The 20,405-nt window shown below is 37.3% G+C and carries 20 protein-coding genes; 1 reads left to right on the forward strand and 19 read right to left on the reverse strand.

Annotated features, from left to right (window positions below):
- Positions 1–1,357: 1,357 nt before the first annotated feature.
- The 19 genes from HOY35_RS07315 to HOY35_RS07405 all read right to left on the reverse strand — a co-directional run bounded on the left by HOY35_RS07315 (position 1,358) and on the right by HOY35_RS07405 (position 19,015).
- Positions 1,358–2,050, reverse strand: a complete 693-nt coding sequence (locus HOY35_RS07315; protein WP_172212213.1) for an amino acid ABC transporter permease — start codon at positions 2,048–2,050, stop codon at positions 1,358–1,360.
- A gap of 12 nt (positions 2,051–2,062) precedes the next feature.
- Entirely contained in the window at positions 2,063–2,785 is a 723-nt protein-coding gene (locus HOY35_RS07320; RefSeq protein ID WP_172212211.1) for an amino acid ABC transporter ATP-binding protein, read from the reverse strand.
- A 27-nt stretch (positions 2,786–2,812) separates the two neighbouring features.
- The gene (locus tag HOY35_RS07325; protein WP_172212209.1) at positions 2,813–4,168 is read right to left on the reverse strand and encodes an aspartate aminotransferase family protein; all 1,356 of its coding nucleotides are present in this window, start codon (positions 4,166–4,168) and stop codon (positions 2,813–2,815) included.
- 346 nt (positions 4,169–4,514) lie between these two features.
- The gene (locus tag HOY35_RS07330; RefSeq protein WP_172212207.1) at positions 4,515–5,195 is read right to left on the reverse strand and encodes an ABC transporter ATP-binding protein; all 681 of its coding nucleotides are present in this window, start codon (positions 5,193–5,195) and stop codon (positions 4,515–4,517) included.
- A gap of 30 nt (positions 5,196–5,225) precedes the next feature.
- Positions 5,226–6,734, reverse strand: a complete 1,509-nt coding sequence (locus HOY35_RS07335) for an ABC transporter permease (RefSeq protein ID WP_172212205.1) — start codon at positions 6,732–6,734, stop codon at positions 5,226–5,228.
- A 12-nt stretch (positions 6,735–6,746) separates the two neighbouring features.
- Complete coding sequence (locus tag HOY35_RS07340; RefSeq protein ID WP_172212203.1) at positions 6,747–6,962, reverse strand: hypothetical protein; 216 nt, start codon at positions 6,960–6,962, stop codon at positions 6,747–6,749.
- Between the two features lie 565 nt (positions 6,963–7,527).
- On the reverse strand, positions 7,528–8,688 hold the full coding sequence (gene rpsA / locus HOY35_RS07345) for a 30S ribosomal protein S1 (RefSeq protein ID WP_172212202.1): 1,161 nt from the start codon (positions 8,686–8,688) through the stop codon (positions 7,528–7,530).
- Positions 8,689–8,931: 243 nt separating this feature from the next.
- Positions 8,932–9,993 (reverse strand): 23S rRNA (adenine(2503)-C(2))-methyltransferase RlmN, encoded by a 1,062-nt coding sequence (rlmN, locus tag HOY35_RS07350; protein WP_172212200.1) that lies wholly within the window; start codon positions 9,991–9,993, stop codon positions 8,932–8,934.
- Positions 9,994–10,123: 130 nt separating this feature from the next.
- Complete coding sequence (locus HOY35_RS07355) at positions 10,124–10,996, reverse strand: glucosaminidase domain-containing protein (RefSeq protein ID WP_172212198.1); 873 nt, start codon at positions 10,994–10,996, stop codon at positions 10,124–10,126.
- An 18-nt stretch (positions 10,997–11,014) separates the two neighbouring features.
- The gene (locus tag HOY35_RS07360) at positions 11,015–11,518 is read right to left on the reverse strand and encodes a dihydrofolate reductase (RefSeq protein ID WP_172212196.1); all 504 of its coding nucleotides are present in this window, start codon (positions 11,516–11,518) and stop codon (positions 11,015–11,017) included.
- A 95-nt stretch (positions 11,519–11,613) separates the two neighbouring features.
- Complete coding sequence (locus HOY35_RS07365; RefSeq protein WP_172212194.1) at positions 11,614–12,450, reverse strand: thymidylate synthase; 837 nt, start codon at positions 12,448–12,450, stop codon at positions 11,614–11,616.
- 39 nt (positions 12,451–12,489) lie between these two features.
- Positions 12,490–12,810 (reverse strand): DUF2200 family protein, encoded by a 321-nt coding sequence (locus tag HOY35_RS07370; RefSeq protein WP_172212229.1) that lies wholly within the window; start codon positions 12,808–12,810, stop codon positions 12,490–12,492.
- A 27-nt stretch (positions 12,811–12,837) separates the two neighbouring features.
- Positions 12,838–14,712 (reverse strand): ABC-F family ATP-binding cassette domain-containing protein, encoded by a 1,875-nt coding sequence (locus HOY35_RS07375; RefSeq protein WP_172212192.1) that lies wholly within the window; start codon positions 14,710–14,712, stop codon positions 12,838–12,840.
- A gap of 19 nt (positions 14,713–14,731) precedes the next feature.
- Positions 14,732–15,943, reverse strand: coding sequence for a CCA tRNA nucleotidyltransferase (locus tag HOY35_RS07380; protein WP_172212190.1), 1,212 nt, complete (start codon positions 15,941–15,943; stop codon positions 14,732–14,734).
- Positions 15,940–16,704 (reverse strand): 4-hydroxy-tetrahydrodipicolinate reductase, encoded by a 765-nt coding sequence (gene dapB / locus HOY35_RS07385; protein WP_172212188.1) that lies wholly within the window; start codon positions 16,702–16,704, stop codon positions 15,940–15,942. Before dapB ends, HOY35_RS07380 begins: the two co-directional genes overlap by 4 nt.
- Positions 16,705–16,744: 40 nt before the next feature.
- Positions 16,745–17,086 (reverse strand): nucleotide pyrophosphohydrolase, encoded by a 342-nt coding sequence (locus HOY35_RS07390; protein ID WP_172212186.1) that lies wholly within the window; start codon positions 17,084–17,086, stop codon positions 16,745–16,747.
- Positions 17,079–17,927: a DegV family protein gene (locus tag HOY35_RS07395; RefSeq protein WP_172212185.1), complete on the reverse strand. Its 849-nt coding sequence runs from the start codon at positions 17,925–17,927 to the stop codon at positions 17,079–17,081. The genes HOY35_RS07390 and HOY35_RS07395 overlap by 8 nt, the downstream gene beginning before the upstream one ends.
- 57 nt (positions 17,928–17,984) lie before the next feature.
- The gene (locus tag HOY35_RS07400; RefSeq protein WP_172212183.1) at positions 17,985–18,368 is read right to left on the reverse strand and encodes a DUF1149 family protein; all 384 of its coding nucleotides are present in this window, start codon (positions 18,366–18,368) and stop codon (positions 17,985–17,987) included.
- A 32-nt stretch (positions 18,369–18,400) separates the two neighbouring features.
- Positions 18,401–19,015, reverse strand: a complete 615-nt coding sequence (locus HOY35_RS07405; RefSeq protein ID WP_172212181.1) for an HAD-IA family hydrolase — start codon at positions 19,013–19,015, stop codon at positions 18,401–18,403.
- A gap of 244 nt (positions 19,016–19,259) precedes the next feature.
- Between HOY35_RS07405 and HOY35_RS07410 the strand changes: the two genes are divergently transcribed.
- Positions 19,260–20,390, forward strand: a complete 1,131-nt coding sequence (locus HOY35_RS07410) for an ABC transporter ATP-binding protein (RefSeq protein ID WP_172212179.1) — start codon at positions 19,260–19,262, stop codon at positions 20,388–20,390.
- Positions 20,391–20,405: the final 15 nt, after the last annotated feature.

Consider the following 20,405-nt stretch of genomic DNA (forward strand, 5'->3'; position numbering starts at 1 on the left):
CGTGTCGTGTCGTGTCGTGTCGTGTCGTGTCGTGTCGTGTCGTGTCGTGTCGTGTCGTGTCGTGTCGTGTCGTGTCGTGTCGTGTCGTGTCGTGTCGTGTCGTGTCGTCCAAGTCTAAGCATCGTCACCCCTCCTGTCAAGTCTTTTTAGAAATTAAATTAAAATTAATTTTAATAAACTAATTAAATTTTAATATAAAACTCACCAGAAAGCAACAAATATTAAGATGAAATCGGACGTGAATTTTGCATTCTGTCCAAGAAAGATTGGATTATTTGCAGCAATTCTAAGATATTTTGACGGTTTGCCCGTGCTTTCTGGGAAAGATTGGGTTATTCGCAGGAAAAAACGCACCTAACGTGAATTTGGTATTCTTTCTGCGAAACAATACCAGATTCGCACAAAAACAACACTTTCAACGTGAATTTGGCATTCTTTCCGGGAAACAACACCAGATTCGCACAAAAACAGCACTTTCAACGTGAATTTGGCATTCTTTCTGCGAAACAATACCGGATTCTCACAAAAACAGCACTTTCAACGTGAATTTGGCATTCTTTCCGTGAAACAATACCAATTTCGCGGTAAAACAACACTTTCAACGTGAATTTGGCATTCTTTCTGCGAAACAATACCCGATTCGCACAAAAACAGCACTTTCAACGTGAATTTGGCATTCTTTCCGTGAAACAATACCAGATTCGCAGGAAAACAACACTTTCAACGTGAATTTGGAATTGTTTCCGTGAAACAACACCAGATTCGCAGGAAAACAACACTTTCAACGTGAATTTGGTATTCTTTCCGGGAAACAATACCAGATTCGCACAAAAACAACACTTTCAACGTGAATTTGGAATTGTTTCTGAGAAAGATTTGGTTATTCGCTTAAAAATAGCACCTTTCACATGAATTTGGTATTCTTTCTGCGAAACAATACCCGATTCTCACAAAAACAGCACTTTCAACGTGAATTTGGCATTATTTCCGAGAAACAACACCAGATTCGCACAAAAACAGCACTTTCAACGTGAATTTGGCATTCTTTCCGAGAAACAATACCAGATTCGCACAAAAACAACACTTTCAACGTGAATTTGGAATTGTTTCCGTGAAACAACACCAGATTCGCACAAAAACAACACTTTCAACGTGAATTTGGCATTCTTTCTGCGAAACAATACCCGATTCTCACAAAAACAGCACTTTCAACGTGAATTTGGAATTGTTTCCGAGAAAGATTGGGATATTCGCAGCAATTCTAAGATATTCTGACAGTTTGCCCGTGCTTTCTGGGAAGCAAGACCGAATTCACCAAAAAAAACGTCTGCTGAAAAGCAAACGTTTCTCATCTTACTTATTGAGTCGCTAAGCGCCGCTCCAGTAATTTCATTAGCTGAGACAATGGAATACTCAACAGGAGATAAACCAGAGCAAGCAGTGTATATGATTCTATCGTGCTAAAGGTCTGCGATGCATAGGTCTGGGTCCGAAGCAATAATTCATTAACTGAAATAATTGCCAAAAGTGAGGTATCCTTAATCATCATCACTAGGTAGTTACCAAAAACTGGTACAGAATTTCTAAACGCCTGTGGAATAACAATTTTAAATAGGACTTCGACACCTGTGAAGCCTAAAGCTAAGCCTGCTTCTTCCTGTCCTTTATCAATTGAAATAATTGCTGAACGGAAAACTTCGGACATATAAGTACCATAATTAATAGTCAGCCCAGCAATCCCTGCTTCAATTGCAGTAAATTGGACATCAGTTGTCATACCAAATAGACTAAAGAAGAGATTTAATAAAATTGGCACCACATAATAAATATAAAATAATTGAACTAAAAGTGGTGTACCGCGAATAATTTCCACAAAAATTGCTAAAATTACTTTCAAAATTTTAAATCGGCTAATTCGCCCAATTGCAATTAAAAGACCAAATGCCATTGCCAATAAAAAACTAAAAAAAGTAACCTGACATACAACAGCAATCCCTTGCAATAATGAAGGACCTAGCTGTTCAAATACAAGATTCCATTTTAAATCCATCGTAGTCCTCCCTTATAATACACGAGATAAAAATTCTCGTGTTCGCTGATTTTTCGGATTTGTAAATAAAATACTCGGCTTGCCCTCCTCGACAATATAGCCACCCTCCATAAAAATCACACGGTCGGCAACTTCCCTTGCAAATCCCATTTCATGTGTCACAACAATCATCGTCATGCCATCCTCAGCAAGACGCTTCATAACATCTAAAACATCGCCAACCAGCTCAGGATCCAATGCTGAAGTTGGCTCATCAAATAGTAGCATTTCAGGTGCCATTGCCAAGGCTCTAGCAATCGCCACCCGCTGCTGCTGACCACCTGATAGTGAATTTGGATAAACTGCCTGCTTGTCCTCCAAACCAACCTTTCTCAATAATTCAATTGCCTGCTTTTCAGCATCCTTTTTAGACATTTTTTTCAAGCTTCTTGGTGCCATTGTGATATTATCAAGAACCGTTTTGAAAGGAAATAAATTAAAACGTTGAAAAACCATTCCTACTGATTTTCGATAATAATTTGGACGCATTGATTTATCAGTAATACTGCGGCCACGATAAGAAATTTTGCCACCACTTGGCTGTTCTAGCAGGTTTACACAGCGCAGGAGTGTGCTTTTACCTGATCCAGAGGGGCCAATAATACAGACAACCTCACCGGAATTAACCTCTAAATTAACATCCCTTAAGACTTCGTTATCGCCGAAAGATTTTGAAAGCTGTTTAATAGATAACATTTAATCGACCCTTTCACTTAAATATTTTTATAAGGCTACTAGCAATTCTTTTAAATTCTTCTCAAATATTTCAAAGCCGGCTTCAAGCTGCTTATCGGTAATGACAAGAGGTGCTAAAAAACGAATCACATTACCATAAATACCTGCATTTTCAATAATTAAGCCTGTTTTCGCACACCCTTCAACTAATTGACTGACAAGCTCAGGAAATGGTGTCTTCGTTTGCTTATCCTTTACAAACTCGATACCAATCATTGCCCCCAGACCACGAACATCGCCAATCTCAGCATATTCATTTTGTAGACGTTGAAATACCGTCATACATTTTTGACCAATCTCTTGCGCTCTTTCAACTAATCGTTCAGACTCAATCACCTCTAAAACAGCTAGTCCTGCCGCGCAAGCAACCGCATTACCGCCATAGGTGCCGCCGACAACTCCCGCTGGGACTGAATCTAATATTTCACGATTACCAATTACTGCACCTAAGGGTAGGCCTGCTGCAATTGATTTAGCACAGGCTAAAATATCAGGCTTTACACCACTTTCCGCCCAATACTCAGTCGCAAATAGTCGACCTGTACGGGCAAAGCCAGTTTGGACCTCATCTGCAATTAGTAAAATACCATTTTGATCACAAAGCCGCCGTAATACCTTGACATACTCAAGCGGTACTGGAATAAATCCACCTTCACCCTGCAGAGGCTCAATCACAACGGCAGCAATCTCAGTTGCCGCAGCACATTCTTCAAAAATTTTTTCAAATTTTGATTGATAATAGGCTAAGCATTCATCTGCTGAGACCGGACTGCGATAGTAATATGGAAACTCAGCACGAAAAACACCGTTAGCGAGGGCACCTTGCCCTGCCGCATAAGCCTTCTTAGAGGTCATCGTCATAGTTAGGTAGGTACGACCATGAAAACCACCAGAAAAAACAATAATATTCTGTCTACCGGTATATGATTTGGCAATTTTAACCGCATTTTCAATTGTTTCTGCACCACTATTTGTGAAAAAAACCTTATTGTCCTGATATTTCGTTGGTGCTAAAGCCGCTAAGCGTTTACCAAGTGCCAGATATTCGGGATGAGTTGCAATATTGACCATGGCGTGAAAATATTTGGTCGATTGTGCTTGAACAGCCTCAATCACCTTTGGGTGAGAGTAACCGACATTTAGGACACCGACACCACCAACCCAGTCTAAAAATCGGTTGCCATCTGGATCCTCTATCATCGCACCTGCTCCTTTTTCAATGACAAGTGGGTATTGGCATCGAACACCCTGAGGGATAATCTCTAAACGCTCAGCAATCATCTTAGTAGCAATAGGTCCTGGCAGTGCTTCTGTTTTAATCTTAGGTAGTGCACTTCTTAACATAGTTTACTCCTTCATTATTAAAAATAATATCATGCTTGTATAAATAAACAGAATATTCTGAATATATATCTTAAAAAGAAAGATATGCAATTCAATAATCCTTGGCTAATACATCAGTAATAGCTATGAATTAAAATTATCATAAAATTTTCTGAAAAGATATGTAAGCGAAGTATAAAAAAAAAGACATCAAATTGTTCTAAAGCACAATAATATCTAACATTTATAGATAAGTTTTATCACATTAAATTGTAAGATTGTTATTTTAAACAAAAAAAGAGGTTAGACCACAGTCCATACCTCTAAATTTAGTATTCGTTTTCAACAGAATCAATCTGATAAAAAATTAGTCGACCACAATTTTTTCTGTTGTTTTAAGTGAAAATTCCTTGTTTTTTAATTCATAGACTAAATCACTCTGCTTAGCCACTTCTGGCTCATGGGTTACGATTATTACCGTTTTATGCTGCTCATGAGCAATTGACTTAAATATGTCGACAATCTCGCCTGTTGTTATTTCATCTAAATTTCCAGTAGGCTCATCAGCAATAATTAATTCATGTCCTGATACAAAGGCACGAACAATAGCTACCCGCTGCTGCTGACCACCAGATAAGTGCGTCACTCGCTTATTGATTAAATCCTCTGTGATACCAACCTTCTTTAACGATTCAATAATATAATCCTTTTCATCAGTTTTTTTAGCACCTGAAATTCGTAAAGCAGTTTGCACATTTTCATAGGCAGTCATATAGGAAAATAAATTATAGGCTTGAAAGATGATTGAAACATCCTTTTTTCGATAATTCGTCATACCAATCTTTTTAATATCCTCACCCTTATAGAGAATTGAACCGCTTTTGGGCTGATCTAAGCCTGCAAGCAGTGAAAGAAATGTTGTCTTACCACTGCCTGAGCTACCTAAAATTGCATATACCTTGCCTGCTTCAAAGCTGAGGTTAATATCTTTAAACAGATAGTCATTTTGTTGGGTATACCAATAACCCAAATCCTTAGTTTCTAACATTAGTTTAAATCCTTTCTTAGATTAATTAGACTAGACACTTAAAATATCTTTAGGCTGCATCCTTAAAATGCCAAGCGATGCCAGTAATGTTGCCACAATTGAAATGGCAAGCGCAATCAAGCCAAGGAATCCTATCTCTTTTGGAGATAGCTTAACATCCAACTCATCAATGGCCTGCGTTTGGGCGGAGGTTTGATTTATACCTAGCCCTTGTCCAATCTGCTGACCAAATCCACCACCTTGACCACCAGGTCCTTGTTGGCTATTATCTGCTGTTGTTGAAGACTCCGTTTGAGCAGTTGTTTGCTGATCTAATAGCTGTTGCCCTACGATATTACCGACAAAATTGCCTGAAACCGCTGCAATACCAACTGCTACAACCATCACCACAACTAATTCAGAGAAGAATTGCATAATTACTTTAAATTTACCCTCTCCTAAGCTCAATAGGACACCAATCTCATATCTACGTTCACGAATAATCATAATGACAATTAAACTTAGAATAATAATACCAGCAATTGAAACAAGCCAAACGATGTTCGTTGCAAATGAAGCAACATTATTTAATGGTTTAAGCATTTGCTGATACATTTCATCATTCGTTTGTAATTGTAGCTGATCTGTATCTATCAGTTTATTAGCTTTTTCAACAAAGCTATCCAGCTCATTTGGATCTTCTAAATTATAAGTTGCAGCGCTAATTGTATCAGTATCGTCACTACCTTTTATCGTATTAGCAAGCGTTAAATAACCATATATTTCGTTAACCGGATTCATTGTTGCATTGCGCATCATCATATCATCTACTTGTGCAGAGGTAGAATAAATACCAACAATTGTGACCTCAATTGAGGCTGTACTATCCGTGTCAGAAATCGTAAATTTATCACCAACGCTTAAGCTATTATCCTCAGCTAAATCCTCAGAGATGACAACATTATTTGTATCCTTATCTTCACTGGTGATTCCTCTACCAGAAGTAATTTTCGATGTACCATCAGTAAAATCGCTCGAAGTTTCTGTTGAATTGGTGCCAGTAATTTGGAAATCGCCACTATTCATTTCCATCATCTGGCTACCACCGCCCATTTCACCTTGTGGTCCACCACTATTTTCAGCTGATTCACTAGATGAGGTAGTCGCATCAGAGCTATCCTCTGTCACAATCGCAGTGATATTGGAAACCGCTAATGCCGTTGTACTTGTTGCATAGTTATAAGACTTGACGCCATCCAAGGCTGCTATTTTTTCAGCCGTTGCCAAAGAAATTGTTGGCATAGTAGGCGTTTCTGTTGTCGATGTACTATCGCTGCTTGATTCATTTGTCCTAGCTTTCATTAGTGCGTCGCGATTAATCGAAAGACTAACCGTTGCTCCTGTTGACTTTTTGGCCGCTTCTATCGATTGATTAGCTGAAGAGCGAATTGTCAACCCTGCTAAAACAAAAATTAAAATCGCTGAAAAAACTAAAATTAATAACGTGGTTCTGCCTTTTTTTGCTTTTAAAGACAACCAAGCACGTCTAAAAAAATCCATGAATAATTCCTCCTAATTATAATTTGATGATGAACCAAAGCTGCCACTTTGCGAATTACTAGATCCCTGCTGGCTATTACTTTGACCAAAGGGCTGTTCCTGTAGATTATTATTGCTGTTCATACTTGAAATACCTGATGAAACTTGGTAGCCAATGATAAAACCTAGACATAAAAAGATTAAACTAAAAATTGCAATTTTATAATTCAATTCCTTTAAATGCTTCATATCAGATTCCTTTCTAATTTAAAAATAATAATAATTGCCTTCAATTTGAATTGTCATCAATTAGCAATTCATTAACTGAGCTGTTATTATCTTATTTTTAAATCCTTAAGAATCCCTTAACGTTAGCTTAAACGAAACTTAAATCAGATATCAGCGCCGAGAAAGGATGGCATATTATTAGCATTTCAAGCCATCAAAGCAGATAGCCACAGCCTGAATCCCCATATTAAGCAAAAAAAGCACTGCCATCTCTGACAGTGCTAGGAGTTTATGAAAAAGATTAATTATTTGGGATAAGTTCATCCTATAGCGACAACCTTAAATAAAGCTTAAATTAAAAAAACAAATCGTCCTACAATAAAATCACTCTGATATTGACAGATTTTCCAATCTTTCCGAGAAACATCGGGAAATTCGCACGAAAATCACAAAAATGGGTAGTCTTTCAAAGGCAGCTACCTTACAGCCATCTTAATCATTTTAGTAAAATCAGTCCAATTTGATATTAAGCCATAAAAAAGCACTCCAAAATTTCGAAGTGCTTTTATTTTCATTTAATAATTAATTATTCTTCACCAGTTAAGTCGCCGATTGAAAAACCGGTTTGTTCTTCTGGCAATTCATAAGTATTTTCTTCTTCAACTGCTTTTTCTTTTTCAGCTTGAGGACGTTCTTCCAAAGCCTTAATTGATAAAGCAATTCGACGATCAGTTGGGTTAACCTCTAAAACCTTAACCTTAACTTCTTGATCAGGAGATAATACCTCTTGTGGCGTACCGATATGGTTGTGCGAGATTTGTGAGATATGAACTAGCCCTTCAACACCTGGGAATAATTCAACAAACGCACCAAAAGTAGTTAGACGCTTCACGACACCATCTAAAACCGCACCAACTGGTGCTTTTTCTTCAATATCATCCCAAGGACCAGGTACAGTCGCTTTTAATGAAAGTGAAATACGACCTTCTTCTTTATTGATAGATAAAATTTGAACATTTACTTTATCACCAACACTCAAAACTTCTTGAGGACGGTTAATATGTGTATGAGAAATTTCAGAAATATGAATTAAACCATCAACACTACCCAAGTTTACAAATGCACCGAAATTAGTTAAACGGGCAACTGTACCTTCAACGACAGTACCTTCTTCCAAAGTTTCATAAGCTGCTTCACGAGCTGCAGCCTTTTCAGTTTCAACAATCGCACGACGGCTCAAGATGAAACGATTGTCCGCTGGATTAATTTCGACAATTTTTGCATCAAATTCTTGTCCAACATAAGTTGAAAAATCTGAAATAAAATGATCGTCTACTAATGAAGCAGGAATAAAGCCACGAACTTCGCCATATTGAACAGACAAGCCACCCTTAACAGCTTTAATTACTTTAACTTTAATTACTTCGCCTTCTTTACCCACTAATTCATCCCAAGCTTTACGCGCTTCAAGACGTTTTTTAGAAAGTAGGAAGCCTGCAGAACCACTGTCTTTTTCTACGATTGGACGAATCACTAATAATTCTAATTCATCGCCAACTTTAATAAAATCATTGATATCTGCTTCTTTATCGTTAGTTAGTTCTCTTAAAGTTAAGACGCCTTCAACACCTGTCCCAACAATAGAAACTGTTGCTTGGTCTGACTCAATAGATAGCACTTGACCTTGAACAACATCACCAACTTTTACTTCTTCAACACTGTTTAATAGTTCTTCAAATTCTGACATTTAGATACTTTCCTCCTTGGCAACATCGACCCTACTAACTATTTTTTTAAGATAATAAAGCCATTGTTTTAATGATACCAAAAAACACATAAAAAATAAAGAGATTTACAAAAAAAAAGCAAGTTTAAATCAATTTTGGTATATGAAAAAAACTGAGCCCATCTTCTCAGTTTAATTCAATATTTAAAGTTTTATCGAAAAATAAGCATTATCTACCATTATAATTATTTTATAAACTCGCTACTAAGCCTTCTTTTTATCGAGATTTTTTGATCTCAACTGCCCGCAGGCCGCATCAATATCTGTGCCATGCTCCTGTCTGATCACACAATTAATGCCATTCTTCTTTAAAATATCATAAAATGCTAAAACTGTCGCCTTGGGTGAACGTGAATACTGATCATGCTCAGAGACAGGGTTATAAGGAATCAAATTAACATAAGCCAATTTCTTCTTATCCTTCAATAATTCAGCTAATTCGTATGCATGTTCTGGTTGGTCATTGACACCTTTGAGCATTATATACTCAAAGGTTACTCTTCGATTGGTAGTTTCAATATAGTAATCAATAGCCTCAAATAATTTTTCAATTGAGAAGCTTCGATTAATACGCATAATTGAAGTTCTTACTTCATTATTAGGCGCATGCAAGGAAATCGCCAAATTAACCTGCATATCATTTTGAGCAAAATCACGAATTTTATTTGCAAGGCCACTCGTTGAAACGGTGATATGCCGAGCACCAATTGCTAAGCCTAAATCATCGTTAATCACGTGCAAGAAATTCAATACATTATCGTAATTATCAAAAGGCTCGCCAATCCCCATCACAACAACGTGGCTGACACGCTCATCTAAGCCACGTTGATCAAAGTATTTTTGAACCATCATGACTTGTGCAACAATCTCTCCTGCCGTTAAGTCACGCTGTTTTTTCAATAAGCCACTTGCACAAAAGGTACAGCCGATATTACAGCCGACCTGTGTTGTCACACAAACAGATAAGCCGTACTTTTGACGCATCAAAACCGTCTCAATCAGCATACCATCCGCTAATTCAAAAAGATATTTAACAGTACCATCGCTTGCCTCTTGCACAACCTTTTGCTCTAAGGTATTAAACTCAAAATGTGCTGTCAATAAGGCAATTAATGACTTTGATAAGTTGGTCATTTCAGCAAAGGAGCTTACTCTCTTGCGATAAAGCCATTCCCAAGCCTGAGTTGCTCGAAATTTTTTTTCATCATGTGCCAAAAACCATTCAATTAATTCATTTCTCGTTAAACTATATATTGATTGTTTCATTTCTACCTCTGTATTTATTATCATTATCACGTCAACCTTATCAGTCTAACATCATCTACTGAAAAATCAATCTATTTTTCAAATAAATCGTCGATTATAGCAAAAAGAAGTCCGCAGACTTCTCTTTAAGCTAAATATATAAAACCTCGCCAACAAAAATATTATAATCCGTTAGATTATTTTGAGCCATTAATTGCTCCAAGCTCAAGCCATACTTTTGAGCGATATCCCATAAGGTATCTCCTGCTTGAACAGTATAAGCATTACCTGTTGTCGCATTTGCTGAAGCAGCTAGGTCAACATAGGTTGCTTCTTGTGAGGTACTCGCTGCCGCCGCATTCGCTGTATAGGCATCTGGTGCATAATAGCTTGGCGTATCATAAGCTGTTAGGCCATAATTTTGAATTACTGAAATTAAGGCATTCCCATAATTAGGATCGGTTGCATAGGTACCCGTTAAGGCATTCACTGCATCGACATATGTCGAGGTATTACGTTTAAAAACCTGTGAGTAATACTGATTCTCACCATCAAAAGAGGTATAGAGTAGAACATCCACATAATCAACCATTGAAGAATAATAAGAATCATAAACCGCAAAACCATCTTTTATTGTTACGTAAGAGCCATCTAAATGCTCTAAGGTATCCAAAACAACACCATCACCCTTTACACCAAAAAGATTGTAATAAGGTGCTTGAGATAGGGCACTCTGACCATAGCCTGTTTCCAAAATTGCCTGAGCAATCATAACAGAGGCATATAAATCATTTGCGTCGGCTAAAAGAGCTGCAGAGGGTGCAATTGTATTAATAAAGCTTGTTAGGTCATTGGTACCATATTCATCTGCCTTAGCCTCCTCTGTAAATTTAGGTAAGACGGTTGAGCCACCAATAATTGCAGCACTACAAAAAGTGATAAAAGAACGCTTTGCCAATCGGCGATTCGTTGCCTGCTTATTTCTTAATAATTCTTTTCTTCGATCCAGTCTAGTTTCGTTCATCCTAAGTCCTCGCTTACTTTAATTTGCTTCAGTCAACCGCTGATATTCTATAAATGAAAAATCATATGGATTTTTCTCATCTTTTTGATGCTTCTCCAAAGAAACCTGTTTGAAGCCAGATAGCTGACTATCCGTCATCCAAGTATCTCCAGCAAAACTGTGATGAATAATTGTCAAATAGACTCTATCTGTGACATCCATAAATAAATCAAAGATATGCCGACCACCAATAATCATTAACTCATCTACTGATTTAGCGTAGTTAAGCACTTCTGCTTTCGTCTGCATCACGATGACTTGAGGATTCTCTGGATTATAATCCGAATTTTGAGTCAAGACGATTGTCTGACGATCTGGTAGTGCTCGTTTCCCCATGCCCTCATAGGTAATACGGCCCATTACTATCGGCTTGCCTAAGGTTAAATTCTTGAAATGCTTTAAATCCTCAGGAAGATGCCAAGGTAAGGTACCTTGATTACCAATTAAATGGTTTTCGTCTTCTGCCCAAATCGCTGAAATCATTTCCTCGCGCCTCCATTCTCAGATTAATCTATTATTAACATCATACAATAAAAACTTTCATTTATTAATAAAAAATTGACATTTTCTCAAATTAATTAGATAGCCAAATCAAATTTAAGCTGTGGTTTAACTGGCTGATAATCCAGTAACTCAAAATCTTCTGCTTTTATATTATAAAAATTCGTACCTTTTGGCAAATTTAAGGCAAGCCGTGGCTCAATTTCGGAGGCTTTTCGACTTAAAAGCGTCTCTGCCTGCTCAAATTGATTATCATAAATATGTAAATTATTAACAAAATAGAAAAACTTACCAACCTCCCAGCCAAAATGCGTCGCAATCATCATTTGGAGGGCAACATATTGCATTGCATTAATATGGTGCGCAACTAGCATATCGTTCGAGCGTTGCGTCAAGGTTGCATCAAGATAAATTGTGCCATTGACACGTCGCACATCAAACATCACCTGAAAAGCACAGGGCAATAAGCCCTCACTTTCCTTAAAATCTTCATATTGCCACAGATTAATCACATTTCGACGATTCCAAGGATTTTTTGCCAAGCCAGCAAGCAGATTTTTAATGATTTGGTGATTGCGAACCGTTGCACCATAGCGCACACCAATCGTTCCATCACCAATATCCCAGTCATCCCAATAATTAACATGGTACTTATTCTTTAAAACAGCCAGCTCATTAGATTCATCCTGATAAATCCACATTAATTCCTTGATTGCCGATTTAATCGGAATTGGTCGTAGCGTTGTAATTGGGAACTGCCCCTTTGAAAGATCATATTCAGCAAAGCTGCCCGTGATATATTTACTGTTTGCGACTTGCCCATCCTTATATTTAGGACGCGCATTCTCACTATAAACACCCTCTGACAAGATTTTTAAAATATTAGCTTTAAATAGTTTATCTGCGTAGGTCATGGACTCTCCTTTAATTTTTGTTTTTTTATTAGACAAAATTCATGATTGACGTTTAATCCTATCAATTGACCAGCCCTTAGCAAGCTCATCAACAATCTTATCCATATAGCGAATTTTCTGCATCAATTCATCCTCTATTAATTCAACACGAATACCACAAACAACACCAGTAATTTGCTTAATCTTAGAATTTAACTGTACTGTTTGAAAAAAATCGACCAAGGTGTAATCACGCAGCTTCTGTAGCTTTTCAGCATCTAAACCAGTCAGCCATGCTAAAACTTCATCCAATTCTTTTTGTGTTCGATTTTTCCGCTGTACTTTTTTCAAATATAAAGAATAAATGTTACCAAATTTCATTTCAAAAATTTTAGCCAAGGCTCGCCCCTATTCTGTCTTATCACTCAAATAATCCCAACGCTCGTATTTTTCTTCCAATCGCAAGGCTTTTTCATCTAATTCCTTTTGTAAAGCATTCAGCTTAGCGAAATCACTACCGCACTCATTCATTTCTTTATTAATTGCTTCAATGCGCGCTTCAAGCTCAGCAATTTCATCCTCAATCGTCAGCCATTCCTTTTTTTCAAAATATGTAAGGCGATTGCGATTTACCTTTGGCTTTGGCTTTTCACTAGCCTTGGCTAAGACTTCTGCTTTAGACTTATCCTGAGGCTGTTCTTGAAGGTAATCCGAATAAATACCAAAATACTCAGAAATATGTTGATTTTCGATTATTAATAATTTTTCAGCTACTTTATCCATAAAATAGCGATCATGTGACACAATTACCACTGGACCATTAAATTGGTCTATAAAATGCTCTAACACTACCAGCGTATCAATGTCTAAATCATTAGTTGGTTCATCCATAATCAAGAAATTCGGACGCTTGATTAATAAAGTCAATAAGTAAAGACGCTTACGTTCGCCTCCTGAGAGCTTGCCAATCAATTTACCGTGGCTATCCTTTGGAAATAAAAATTGTTCCAAGAGATTGGTAATACTGACAATGCCATTACCACCCTTGTATTCCTGGGCAAATTCCTGTAAAAAGGGCAACAATCGTTTATCAGCTGGTAAGCCTGTTATTTCCTGTGAAAAATAACCAATATTAACCGTTTCACCAAGCTCAATTGTTCCAGAAGTTAATGCCAGCTCTCCAGTAAATATTTTTAATAAGGTTGTTTTACCTGCACCATTTGGACCAATAATACCAATACGATCAGTATTTTGCACTAAAAGGCTAAAGTCCTCAAAGATAGGCCGATTATTATACTCAAAAGTACCCGCAGATATTTCAAGCACCTTCTTACCAATTCGTGATTGCTCAAATTGTAAATTTAAAGCACCTGTTGTTGTTTGCTGTTTAACTGAAGACTCTAATGCTTTAAAACGATTAATCCGCGCCTGCTGCTTGGTTGAGCGTGCTTGAGCGCCTGCTCGCATCCACGCAAGTTCTTGTTTATACAACTGCTTTGCTTTATGCGCCTGATTTTCATCAAGCAGCTCTTGCTCAGCTCTTTGAGCAAGATAGCTTGCATAATTCCCTTGATATTCATAGATATTTTGATTTCTTAGCTCAAAAATCTTATTACTAACTGCATCTAAAAAATAACGGTCATGAGTTACAAATAATAAAATTCCCTTGAATTTAGCTAAATAATTTTGTAACCATAAAATTGCGGGAATATCCAGATGGTTAGTCGGTTCATCTAATAATAATAAATCCGTCGGTGTTATTAAAACATTCGCCAGCTGGACACGGCGCTTTTGACCACCAGATAATTGGCTAATTTTTTGTTGAAAATCGGTAATTTTCAACTGAGTTAAAATTGACTTTAATTCTGCTTCTAAGGTCCATGCTTCTGCTGCATGCATTCGTTCTTCGGCCTCTGTCAAAAGATTTTGCTGATTTTCAGACGCATCTTTTGCAAAGCTTGATAATGCTTTCTCATAATCTCTAATTATTTTTATCTTAGGCGCATCACTATTTAAAACAGCATCAAGCACTGTCGCATCCTCATTAAAATTTGGTAACTGAGACAGATACGTAATACGGAAATCATTGGATTTTTGAATCGGATTAATATCCCCATCAAAGCCGTATTCATCTGCAATAATACTAAGTAAGCTTGTTTTTCCAGTACCATTTTGACCAATTAAACCAATTCGATCATTTTCCTTCAATAAAAAAGAGACATCTGAAAAAAGCACCTTGTCTCCCACCGATTTTCTAAGATGTTCAACCTTTAACTCCTTCATGTCTCCTCCTTGTAGCTATTCAATCTACTAAAAATTCGTTCTTTAATTGCGCTTTTGCAGCTGCTAGCAGAGCTGTCTTATCATTTATTAGCTGGCCGTGCAAAACCTGATATTCAATTCGATTTAAAATGATACCAATCCATTTCCCCTGTCTATCAGCTGATAGCCCTAATAAATCCTTACCATTAATTTTCAAATCACGCTTACTATAAATTGGTAATTTATTGTAAATTTCATAGATTATTTCATAATTATTTTCAAAGCCTAATATCTTAAACATAGACTCAATCTTTATACTATCCTCTAAGCCATATGTATAGATACGATCTATGCTCCAATCCGCCAACAATCTTTCATTCAATCCAATTAAAAGTGTACCAATCTGCTTGACAAAATGGTTTGAATGCTTGAAGCATTTTAATACCTCTTTAGTCTTTTCAGCATCAAACTGATTAAAGTAGGCTAATAACGTCCACGCCTCTTCTAAATCGAGCTTAGCTGATATTTTTTCTAATCCAAGTAAGCCCTTATGCAAATCAACAGGAAATTGCCTCTCAATCGCTAGCTTCAGCAATTGCGCTAAAGCAGCCTGTCTGAAATCACCAACCAATAGTTTTGAAAATTCCATTTCAATCCGCTCAATTGAAATGTTAGCCAACAATTTTTTGGTAGCGTTGATACCAGCAATCGTCTCTGAATCAATTGAAAAGCCTAGGACACTAGCAAATCTAAATGCCCTTAAAATTCTTAGGGCATCTTCTGAAAAACGCTCGTAGGGATTACCAACCGCTCTAATCATTCGCTTTTCTATGTCGGAGATTCCCTCAAAATGATCAATAATTTCACCCTCATTGGTCATCGCCAAGGCATTAATAGTGAAGTCGCGCCGTCTCAAATCCTCAGAAAGCTGGCGGACAAAAGTGACTTCACTTGGATGACGGAAATCTTGATAATCAGATTCAGTTCTAAAAGTCGTGACCTCAAGACCAATATCACCATGCAAAACTAAAATAGTCCCGTGCTCAATACCGATATCCACCGTTCGACTAAAAATTTTTTTAATTTCCAGCGGTGTCGCACTAGTCGCAATATCGACATCATGGATTGGACGATGTAAAAGTGAGTCACGCACACTACCGCCAACAAAGTACGCCTCATAGCCAGCAGCTTGAATTTGATTTAAAACTGGTAAAGCAGCTTGGAACTCTTGCGGTAATATCTCTATTTTCATAGCAAATTTTCTAAGCCGTAAACTAATTCATCACAATCAATCACTTTTTGAATCCCTAGCTTAACACCTGACATAAATGAAACACGATCATACGAATCATGACGAATCGTCAAGCCCTCACCAAGCGCACCAAATTGCACCTGCTGATGCGCAATCAGACCCGGTAGACGCACACTATGAATACGCATGCCCTGATAGTCAGCCCCACGTGCTCCTTCAATCAGCTCTTCTTCAGCCGGATTCCCTTGAACCTTAGGCTTTCTAACCTCGGCAATCATTTCAGCAGTTTTTAAGGCAGTGCCACTTGGTGCATCAAGCTTATTATCGTGATGTAACTCAATAATTTCCACATCCGGTAAATAAGCAGCTGCTTTTTGGGCAAATTGCATCATCAAAACCGCACCAATTGCAAAATTTGGTGCAATTAACCCACCTATTTTTTTAGCCGCAGCGAGTGCTTTTAACTCTATAAGCTGATCATCAGTAAAACCAGTTGTACCGACCACCGGAGAGATACCATTTTCAAGCGCAAATTTAGTGTTTTCAAAAGCCACCTTCGGTATCGTAAAATCAATCCACGCATCCGCCTCAATTGTTAATACACCTTCTTTTTGGTTGAATACCTTAGCACCATCAATTTCTGTTTCGGTCGTATTTGGATCAATTAAGCCAACCAATTCAAATTCCGGCGTTTCCTTAACCATTTTCACGGCCGCCTGACCCATTCTACCCATAAAGCCTGCGATTACTATTTTTGTCATCTCGTCACGTCCCGTTCTTAATAATTATCAGAAGATTGAGCTATAATTCCTCTGACTTGTCCATTCGCTCAAAGCGATTCTTATCTCGTCTTTCAAATTTTTCCATATTCTGTTCAAACTGTTTAGCTAGGTCAATCTCTAAGCTATTGGCAAAAATAACGAGACTAATCATTAAATCCGTCAATTCCTCAGCAACACTGCCTGCTGTTTCTGTTTCCTTTTTAGGCTTTTCACCGTATTTGTCCATTACCTCACGGGCTAGCTCCCCTAATTCCTCAGTCAACCTCGCAACCTGTGACAAAGGGGGAAAATAACCCACCTTATATTGACTAACATAGTGATCCAATTTTGCTTGCATCTGCTTTACCGTTAAATCACTCATCTTCTAATACCGGTGTGAAGCCCACACCAATCGCTCCTTCTCCTAAATGTGTCGCAATAACTGCATTAAACGGGACGATTTCCACCGATAAATCATATAAGGTATTAAGCTCAGCCTTGAGGTCAGCCGCCTTATCAAATGCATTGGCGTGGATAACCCAAATCTTTGAAGGCACAGCTTCTGTGCGTTCCTTTACGAGTTGGATTAAGCGTTTTACTGCTTTCTTTTGAGTCCTAACCTTTTCTGCTGGTACAATCTCACCATCATCAAACATTAATATTGGTTTTATCTTTAATAGATTGCCAATCATTGCATTACTCGCCTTAAGTCGCCCACCTCTAACTAAATGATTTAAATCATCGACAATAATATAAGCAGCTGTTTCTGCAATAAGCTTACCAAGGGTTGCAACGATTGATTCAATCGATTTATTTTGCTGATTCATTAATAAAGCTGTTTTCACCATTTCACCTAATGGTGCACTAGTAATTTTTGAATCGATAAAATGAAACCTAACTTCTGGAAATTGTGTTTTCAAAATTTGAATTGTCTGGAAATAACCAGAAATACCACTAGAAAGAAAAAGACCAATAAAGGTATCGTACCCTTCTTTAACCAGACGCTCAACTAATTCAAATGTTGCACCAATTGATGGTTGGCTTGTCTTTGGAAAATACGCTGCTTGACGCATTTTAATATAAAAATCATCTATTGTAATATTTTTATTTTCGACATAATCAGTGCCATCAATATTAATTGGAATATCTAAAATAAATAAATTATCAAAGTGCGGCATATTGGTAAAAGTCGCACTTGTATCTGTTAATACTGCTAATTTCATAAATCACCTTAATCTTTTTCTTGCTATTTGCTAAACTTCAACACTAAAAATCATCAATTATTTCTTTTCAAAATTAAGCTGAAGGCCAGGTTCATCCATCGCAATTTCTGTTACCTCGTACGTCAGGCGTTTGACAATATCAAATAATGGTGCCGCCAGCTCTTCAACCTCTGACTGATTTAAATCTGCTTGCGCCTTGACCAAACGCTGATGAATTTGGTTGAGCTGTGAAACAATACCTGTAATGACATAATTATCAAAAACTAGCTGAAACTGCAAAGTAGCAGCAATAGTCGTTTCTGATTTCTCTTCATCCAAGCCGTGAAGCTGAAAGCTGACATTTAATTCCGTTTCAGGTGTACCATTTTCTTTTTCCCATTCCGTATTTCGTGCATCGTAATGATAGCCTTGAACAAATTCCTTTTGGCGTGTTATTTTCATTTTTCTCTCCTTTTATCTCTGTATCCCATCATTTATTCTATTTTTAAAATTGACTTCAAATCATGAACGACATAATCTGCCTCAATGCCTTCTAAGAAAAAATCTATATCATATAAAATCGTTTTAACTCGTGCAAGCTGACCAGAAGTAATATCCAAGGCGCGATCTCCAATCATAACTGTTTGCTCAGGAGACAAATGATACTTATCAATCAGGTATTGAATTGCTTCAGGATTGGGCTTACGCTTGAATTGATAATCAGATGTAATCACTTCTTCAAAATACTGCAATAAGTCAAGTGCTCTTAAAAACTCTATCGTTTTTTTATCTCGATGCGTTAAAATAAATTGGCGCTTACCTTGGCTTGCAATTTGCTTGATTACAGCACTTGCCTGCGGGAAGGGTTGAGGAGCTACCTGCCGTTTTGCCTCTAAATAATGATATGCGGCTAAAAAGCTTAAACGCTCATCCATCGGTAAAAAATGCGCTGCCAAGTCTCTGACTGACTCCGTTTTTATCCATTGGTACATTTGGTCAAATGTTAAAGGTAGCTGGTATTGCTTAACTATCTCAAACAGGCTTGCGCTCATAACACCGTAGGTATCGAATAACGTGCCATCAAAATCCCAGATATAATTGTCAAACATTATAATACCTCAATTATTCAGCACTCCTATCCAGCTTTTATTCATCAATTAATAATACTAATTAAAATAATATTCTACGTTTTATTGTATCACAGAATTGATTGCTGTATAATTATCATTTTTAGTCAAGTTGAACAAAAAATTAAAAATATTTTGTGCAAGCGTTTCCTATCTTTTAGAAACCGTTTTCATTACACTAGGCTTATACTTATAAATGTTAAATAAATGAAAAGAGGAAATCTAAATGGTAGAGATGAAATTAACACACGTTGACAAAATTTATCCAAATGCAAAATTAAAAGCAGTTGACGATTTTACAATTGATATTAAAGATAAAGAATTTATCGTATTCGTAGGCCCTTCAGGTTGCGGTAAATCAACTACACTCCGCATGATTGCTGGTTTAGAAGATATTACAGCTGGTGAATTTTATATTGGCGATAAATTAATGAATGATGTTGCACCAAAGGATCGTGACATTGCCATGGTTTTCCAGAACTACGCACTTTATCCACATATGACCGTTTTTGACAATATGGCATTTGGATTGAAATTACGTAAATATCCCAAAGAAGAAATTAAACAACGTGTTGAAGATGCTGCTAAAATTCTTGGTCTAACAGAATTATTAAAACGTAAACCAGCAGATATGTCCGGTGGTCAACGTCAACGGGTAGCAATGGGTCGTGCAATCGTACGTGATGCTAAGGTTTTCTTAATGGATGAACCATTATCTAACTTAGATGCCAAACTTCGTGTTTCAATGCGTGCCGAAATTGCTAAAATTCATCGTCGAATTGGCGCAACTACAATTTATGTAACGCATGACCAAACTGAAGCTATGACATTAGCAGACCGTATTGTTATTATGAGCTCAACTAAAACCGAGGAAGGTACAACTGGTCGTATTGAGCAAATCGGAACGCCAAAAGAGCTTTATAACGAGCCTGTCAATAAATTTGTTGCTGGCTTTATTGGTAGCCCTGCTATGAACTTCTTCAATGTTAACTACAAGGATGGTATCATCTCAAATAACGAAGGCCTTCGCATTGAAATTCCAGAGGGTCAAAAGAAATTACTAAACGATAAGGGCTACAATGGTAAAGACTTAATCTTCGGTATTCGCCCAGAAGATATTTCAGCAGAAAATATTGTAAAAGATGTCTTCCCTCAAGCCAAGGTTACAGCAGAGGTTGTTGTTTCTGAGCTTTTAGGTGCTGAAACAATGCTTTATTCTCGCGTTGGTCAAACTGAATTTATCTCTAAGGTTGATGCAAGAGACTTCCATCAGCCAGGCGAAGTCGTTGAGCTAGTCTTTAATACAAACAAGGGACATTTCTTCGATAAGGATACAGAAGTTAGAATTGTTGAATAATAAAAAAATAGAGAT

The organism is Enterococcus sp. MMGLQ5-1 (genome assembly GCF_013155265.1).
Classification (GTDB): domain Bacteria; phylum Bacillota; class Bacilli; order Lactobacillales; family Streptococcaceae; genus MMGLQ5-1.

Coding starts and splice junctions, on each gene's coding strand:
- HOY35_RS07315 (WP_172212213.1), bottom strand. CDS start 2,050: ATGGATTTAAAATGGAATCTTGTATTTGAACAGCTAGGTCCTTCATTA.
- HOY35_RS07320 (WP_172212211.1), bottom strand. CDS start 2,785: ATGTTATCTATTAAACAGCTTTCAAAATCTTTCGGCGATAACGAAGTC.
- HOY35_RS07325 (WP_172212209.1), bottom strand. CDS start 4,168: ATGTTAAGAAGTGCACTACCTAAGATTAAAACAGAAGCACTGCCAGGA.
- HOY35_RS07330 (WP_172212207.1), bottom strand. CDS start 5,195: ATGTTAGAAACTAAGGATTTGGGTTATTGGTATACCCAACAAAATGAC.
- HOY35_RS07335 (WP_172212205.1), bottom strand. CDS start 6,734: ATGGATTTTTTTAGACGTGCTTGGTTGTCTTTAAAAGCAAAAAAAGGC.
- HOY35_RS07340 (WP_172212203.1), bottom strand. CDS start 6,962: ATGAAGCATTTAAAGGAATTGAATTATAAAATTGCAATTTTTAGTTTA.
- rpsA (WP_172212202.1), bottom strand. CDS start 8,688: ATGTCAGAATTTGAAGAACTATTAAACAGTGTTGAAGAAGTAAAAGTT.
- rlmN (WP_172212200.1), bottom strand. CDS start 9,993: ATGAAACAATCAATATATAGTTTAACGAGAAATGAATTAATTGAATGG.
- HOY35_RS07355 (WP_172212198.1), bottom strand. CDS start 10,996: ATGAACGAAACTAGACTGGATCGAAGAAAAGAATTATTAAGAAATAAG.
- HOY35_RS07360 (WP_172212196.1), bottom strand. CDS start 11,518: ATGATTTCAGCGATTTGGGCAGAAGACGAAAACCATTTAATTGGTAAT.
- HOY35_RS07365 (WP_172212194.1), bottom strand. CDS start 12,450: ATGACCTACGCAGATAAACTATTTAAAGCTAATATTTTAAAAATCTTG.
- HOY35_RS07370 (WP_172212229.1), bottom strand. CDS start 12,810: ATGAAATTTGGTAACATTTATTCTTTATATTTGAAAAAAGTACAGCGG.
- HOY35_RS07375 (WP_172212192.1), bottom strand. CDS start 14,712: ATGAAGGAGTTAAAGGTTGAACATCTTAGAAAATCGGTGGGAGACAAG.
- HOY35_RS07380 (WP_172212190.1), bottom strand. CDS start 15,943: ATGAAAATAGAGATATTACCGCAAGAGTTCCAAGCTGCTTTACCAGTT.
- dapB (WP_172212188.1), bottom strand. CDS start 16,704: ATGACAAAAATAGTAATCGCAGGCTTTATGGGTAGAATGGGTCAGGCG.
- HOY35_RS07390 (WP_172212186.1), bottom strand. CDS start 17,086: ATGAGTGATTTAACGGTAAAGCAGATGCAAGCAAAATTGGATCACTAT.
- HOY35_RS07395 (WP_172212185.1), bottom strand. CDS start 17,927: ATGAAATTAGCAGTATTAACAGATACAAGTGCGACTTTTACCAATATG.
- HOY35_RS07400 (WP_172212183.1), bottom strand. CDS start 18,368: ATGAAAATAACACGCCAAAAGGAATTTGTTCAAGGCTATCATTACGAT.
- HOY35_RS07405 (WP_172212181.1), bottom strand. CDS start 19,015: ATGTTTGACAATTATATCTGGGATTTTGATGGCACGTTATTCGATACC.
- HOY35_RS07410 (WP_172212179.1), top strand. CDS start 19,260: ATGGTAGAGATGAAATTAACACACGTTGACAAAATTTATCCAAATGCA.